The sequence below is a fragment of the Microcystis sp. M53603_WE2 genome (assembly GCF_030065435.1).
The window spans coordinates 1-4,442 of the sequence record NZ_JASJFF010000507.1 but is presented as its reverse complement, the minus strand read 5'-3'; the positions used below and the strand labels follow the sequence as shown (position 1 = coordinate 4,442).

2 protein-coding genes and 1 pseudogene are annotated in these 4,442 nt (G+C 44.5%); 2 read left to right on the top strand and 1 reads right to left on the bottom strand.

Translation table 11 applies throughout. The features are described 5' to 3' along the window. Positions 1 to 654 precede the first annotated feature (654 nt). The gene (dnaK, locus tag PX481_RS10585; RefSeq protein WP_002759737.1) at positions 655 to 2,559 is read left to right on the top strand and encodes a molecular chaperone DnaK; all 1,905 of its coding nucleotides are present in this window, start codon (positions 655 to 657) and stop codon (positions 2,557 to 2,559) included. A 138-nt stretch (positions 2,560 to 2,697) separates the two neighbouring features. Next, a complete protein-coding gene (gltS, locus tag PX481_RS10580; RefSeq protein ID WP_002759736.1) occupies positions 2,698 to 3,906 on the top strand; it encodes a sodium/glutamate symporter in 1,209 nt (402 codons plus the stop codon). Between the two features lie 232 nt (positions 3,907 to 4,138). Here gltS and PX481_RS10575 read toward each other — a convergent pair. Continuing rightward, a pseudogene (locus tag PX481_RS10575) lies at positions 4,139 to 4,442 on the bottom strand (protochlorophyllide oxidoreductase); the annotation flags it as partial.

The following is a 4,442-nucleotide window of genomic DNA, read 5'->3' as shown; positions in this document are numbered from 1 at the left end:
GTAGGTGGGTGGAATTAAATATAAGATGAACGTAGGTTGGGTTGAAGCATGAAACCCAACGCCCGCTCATGTTAGGCTACCGCTAACCCATCCTACAAATAATTGTGCCTCCCTACTTAGCACGATCTTTCAGTTATTAATAAAGTAAAGTGGCTCTTCTGGTTTCTGTGTGGAAACGAGGTCTATACTGATACTTTCTTCCGCAAAATAGCCCTAAAAGTCTTGCCCGATAAGCATTTCACGATTCCATAAGCAAAAATTATCACACAAAGTCGAGAAGAGCCGTAAAGTGCGGTAAATTTCTGAACTCTGGTAATGATCTTGATGTCTGAGATTCATATTTTCTACTTAAAAGAGAGGAAGTGAGGGATTTCCACCACCACTCCAGGGAAACCAAGGAGAGCGAGCATGGAGTGGTAAGAACTAAGAGTTTGTCTCACTTCTGACTCCTTTCCTTCACCACTAACTCTTTGATCCCGAACTGACATTAGCAATACTACCAAAAAGGTTCGGATACCTACACTATCAAGAAAGCGGGGTTATTTTGCACTATAGAGATAACGAAGGAACTGATAGGGGTGGGTATCGCCTAAAAACCGAGTACAGTTCCGATTCTAGAAGTCACTATAGTTGTATCGGAGCAGCACAAAGATTATGGGAAAAGTAGTTGGAATTGACTTAGGGACGACTAACTCCTGCGTCGCGGTTATGGAAGGGGGTAAACCCACCGTTATCGCCAACGCCGAAGGATTTAGAACCACGCCCTCAGTCGTCGCCTACGCCAAAAATGGCGACCGCCTAGTAGGACAAATCGCCAAACGTCAAGCGGTAATGAACCCGCAAAATACCTTTTATTCCGTCAAACGCTTCATCGGCCGGAAATTCAACGAAGTTACCAACGAAGCCACAGAAGTATCCTACAAAACTCTCCAAGACGGCAACGGCAACGTTAAATTAGACTGTCCCGCCCAGGGCAAACAATTCTCCCCCGAAGAAATTTCCGCCCAGGTACTGCGGAAACTGGTGGAAGATGCCAGTAAATACCTCGGCGAAACCGTTACCCAAGCAGTCATCACCGTACCCGCTTATTTTAATGACTCCCAACGTCAAGCCACCAAAGATGCCGGGAGAATTGCTGGGGTTGAAGTTCTCCGCATTATCAACGAACCCACTGCCGCCTCTCTTGCCTACGGATTAGACAAAAAAGCTAACGAAACTATTCTCGTTTTTGACTTGGGTGGGGGAACCTTTGACGTATCGGTTCTAGAAGTGGGTGATGGTGTCTTTGAAGTTCTCGCTACCTCTGGAGATACTCATCTCGGTGGTGATGACTTCGATAAAAAAATCGTCGATTATTTAGCCGGAGAATTCAAAAAAGTTGAAGGAATAGATCTCCGTCAAGATAAACAAGCCCTGCAACGTCTCACAGAAGCGGCAGAAAAAGCCAAAATTGAACTTTCTAGCGTTACCCAAGCGGAAATTAACCTGCCCTTCATCACCGCTACCGCCGAAGGACCAAAACACCTAGATACCACTTTAACCAGAGCTAAATTTGAGGAAATTTGCGCCGATTTAATCGATCGCTGTCGCATTCCCGTCGAAAATGCCATCCGTGATGCCAAAATCGATAAATCTGCCCTCGATGAAGTGGTTCTCGTCGGTGGTTCAACCCGGATTCCCGCCGTTCAAGAATTAGTTAAAAAAGTTCTGGGCAAAGATCCTAACCAAAGCGTTAACCCCGATGAAGTGGTAGCCGTCGGCGCCGCTATTCAAGGTGGTGTTCTCGCCGGTGAAGTCAAAGATATTCTTCTGCTTGATGTTTCGCCCTTGTCTTTGGGTGTGGAAACCCTCGGCGGTGTGATGACGCGGATTATTCCCCGCAACACCACTATTCCCACCAAAAAATCGGAAGTTTTCTCCACGGCAGTAGATGGACAAACTAACGTGGAAATCCACGTCCTGCAAGGGGAACGGGAAATGGCCAAAGATAACAAGAGTTTGGGAACTTTCCGACTCGATGGTATCCCTCCCGCTCCTCGTGGTGTGCCTCAAATCGAAGTGGTCTTCGACATCGATGCTAACGGTATTTTAAATGTCACCGCTAAGGATAAAGGTACAGGAAAAGAACAATCGATCAGCATCACCGGCGCTTCTACCTTGCCCCAAAATGAAGTGGAACGCATGGTTAATGAGGCAGAATCGAACGCCTCGGTCGATAAGGAACGTCGTGAACACATTGAACGCAAAAATCAAGCTGATTCCCTCGTTTATCAAGCTGAGAAGCAGTTAGCCGAGTTGGGCGATAAGGTTCCCCCATCCGAGAAAAATAAAGCCCAGGCATTGATTAAAGATCTGAAAGAAGCGATCGCTCAAGACGACGATGGTAAGATCAAAACCATCCTACCGGAATTACAACAAGCCCTCTACGCGATCGGTAGCAGTATGTATCAGCAAGGGGCCCCTAGTAATCCCACCGGTGGCAATGATGGCAATGGCCCCTCTGGTGGTGCTGGTGGTGGCGATGATGTCATCGATGCGGAATTCTCCGACGCTAAATAAAAATTAAGTTCATAGCTTCGGCAAGGACACAAGCTACCTTGTGTCCTTTTTTCCTTGCGGCTTTCTTAAAGATAAGGCTGTCACCGAAAATTAGGACTAAACTTAAGTGAACCATCTTGGAGGACTAAGATTAAGAAAATGGAAATTTACCAATTTAGCCAACGCCAGACAATTATTATGGCTATTCTAGTCCTCTATCTCGGTAAGTATTTAACCAAAAATATCAAATTTCTACAAGATTATAACATTCCTGATGCCGTTGCTGGTGGTGTCTTGGCTTCCTTATTTTTCGGTCTATTTTTTGCTGTTTTTAAATGGCAAATTGAATTTACCCTTAATGTTCGGGATGCCCTGTTAATCGTTTTTTTTACTACTATCGGACTGTCCTCAAAACTAAAAACCCTGCTGCAAGGGGGTAAACCCTTGCTAATTTTATTAATAACCGCCGTGGTTTATCTCATTCTACAAAATTTAGCCGGGTTAGGAGTGGCAAAAGTGATGGGATTAGATTTACCCATCGGTTTGATTGCTGGTTCCGTTTCTTTGAGTGGCGGTCACGGGACTGCCATTGCTTGGGCTTCTATTTTTCGTGATAATTATGGCATCGCCAAAGCATCAGAAATCGGTGTAGCTAGTGCTACTTTTGGGCTAGTTTTAGGGGGAATTATTGGCGGACCGGTGGCTAAATGGTTAATTACGAGAAATCGACTGCGAGCCAATAATCAAGACCAAGATTTAACGGTGGGAATTAAACAAAGCCAGAGGAATGTCAATATCGATTACAATACAATGCTCCATTCAATCTTAGTGATTGGTTTAACTATCGGTTTAGGTAATCAGATTAACTACTGGGCAACTCCCCTTGGTTTAAAATTACCGGATTTTGTCCCCTGTTTATTGGCAGGAATTATCCTGACTAATACCGTACCTTTGGTGTTGAAACGCTTTCCTTGGCCCGCTAATACGCCCTCTTTAGCCTTAATTTCTGATGTTAGTCTCGGTTTATTCCTATCTATGTCCTTGATGAGTTTACAATTATGGACATTGATCGATTTGGCCGGACCGATTGCTATCCTGTTATTAGTGCAGTTCTCACTCAGTATTATTTATACTGTTTTACTGGTCTTTCCCGTAATGGGAAAAAACTATCATGCTTCAGTAGTTTGCGCCGGTTATTTGGGTTTAACTCTAGGGGCAACTCCCACAGCTATCGCCAATATGACCGCGGTGACGGAACATTTTGGGGCTTCTCCCCAGGCATTTATTATTGTTCCTTTGGTGGGGGCATTTTTTATCGATTTGTCTAATGCTTTTATCATCCAGCAATTTTTGAATTTTCTGACTTAAAAATTTTTATCGATCAAGTAATTTTTGAGGAAAGTTGACTAATCTTTTCCGTCAAGATTGGCCAAAGCTTGCAGTAAAATCGGAATAATACCAAATCCGTTTTTAATAATATGATTAACTGCTAATCGAACTTTAAAAACCCAGTTATGGATTGTTTCTTGCTGCTCCGGCGCTCCCCGCTTCGGCAGGACACAAGTTACCTTGTGTCCTTTTTCAGGCTCAAAATCGGAAATTAGGCCAATCCGACTAATTTAGCGCTGTATTCCCACATTTTTGCCCCTCTTTCATCGTCGCGAGCTTGAGGAGAAACCCTTTGAACAAAGGATTTACCCTCTTTTTTCTGACGATTGCCCCAACTCCAGTAAGCACCGGATTGACGGTATTCGGGGTCAGCAACCACCATAGCGACTCTTTCCCCGGCTAATTCTTGGGAAACATAGCCACCGGTGATATTTTTCTGGAACCAGGGGAAAAACTGCTGGAAAAAGGGGTAATGGTTGCGGAAAAGGGGTGTATCGGCCACACAACCCGGATAG